Annotated in this window: 1 protein-coding gene and 1 pseudogene; both read right to left on the bottom strand. The window is 63.4% G+C overall.

The genetic code is table 11. The features are described from left to right. A pseudogene (locus tag EN984_RS35080) lies at positions 1–475 on the bottom strand (MFS transporter); the annotation flags it as partial. A 134-nt stretch (positions 476–609) separates the two neighbouring features. Then, positions 610–1,269 (bottom strand): DMT family transporter (locus tag EN984_RS35075; protein ID WP_164765946.1); only part of this gene is annotated, 660 nt, incomplete at its 5' end.

Raw genomic sequence — 1,269 nt, 5'->3', positions numbered from 1 at the left:
TGGCGAAACCGCCGGCGCCGAAGACCGGGATCAGGAACTGGGCTGATGTCACCGAACCGATGTCGACCATCCGGTAGATCGCCAGCACGCGTGCCCGGTCGTGATTGCCGACGCCGGAATTCAGCCAGCTTTCGACGATGGTGAACAGCCCGGCGAAGCAGAAGCCGCCAGCAAGGCGCACCGCGCACCACATCACCGGATCGATGACCAGCACCAGGAGCAAGGTGCCTACCGAGGCGATTGCCGCCAGCGCCGAAAATGCCCTGATATGGCCGACCGCCTTCATGATGCGGGTGATGGCCAGGCAGCCGAGCAGGAAGCCGGCGAAGTAGAAGGTGCCCATCAGGCCGATGTCGGAAGCCGAAAACCCTTCCTGCGCGCCGCGCAGCGCGATCAGCGTGCTCTGCAGCCCATTGCCGCCGAGCAAGATGCCGGCGGCGAGAAGAAGCGGGATCATCGGGCGGATGGAGGACATGAAGAGGCGATCACGTGTCGGTGATCCCTTCTTGGACCATCGCCCTGGCCAACGCCAGCAGCAATTCCCTGCGCCAACAGGGATGATCGCTGTATTCGCCTGGATTCGTTTCCCCCGTTTTGCTTGGTCAGCGCTCAGGGCTGCCTTCGACGTGACTGCCGATCGTCGGGCCACAGGCCAAGCCGCTCGGCTGCTCCCGTTGCGACGCCTATTCCTGCGAGGACTGCCATCAGCCCGACAATCAGGTTCGCGCTCACTTGTTCGCCCAGGAAGACAACACCGAAGATCGATGCCGTCACCGGATTCACCGCAACGGAGACGGCAACCAGTGTCGGCGGCGCGCGCTCGAGCGCGAATGCCCAAAGGAAGAAAATGAAGGCGCCGCAAATTATGGCCAGATAAGCGCTCGCGATCCACTGAGGTGCACTGAGAGTGGCAAGTCGCGCGAAGCCTCCGCTCGAAACCACCAGGACCGATAGGCAGACCGCGCCCACGCCCATGCCAAACGCCACGAACGGGATTGGCGCGGTGCGGGATAGAAATGGTCTCGACCAGACGTTGTAGAGCGCCATGCAGAAAGCGGCCGCGACCATGAGAAGATCTCCGCGCCAGGCATCTGGGGGAGCAGTCGTCAGGCTCGTGCCGAGCGCTACGGCCACTCCTGCCATTGCGATCAGCACACCGACGATCTTGCGGATGGTCGGCGGCTCGATCTTCAGAACTGCCGCGGCAAGCATGGTGAGCAGAGGCAGTGTCGAAAGCGCAAGCGCACCTCGCGCGGCCGTCGTGTAGAC

It is taken from the genome of Mesorhizobium sp. M7A.F.Ca.CA.004.12.1.1, from assembly GCF_003997835.1.
GTDB lineage: Bacteria > Pseudomonadota > Alphaproteobacteria > Rhizobiales > Rhizobiaceae > Mesorhizobium.
Note: the sequence above shows the minus strand (reverse complement) of the source record. Positions and strands in the feature narration are given on the sequence as shown.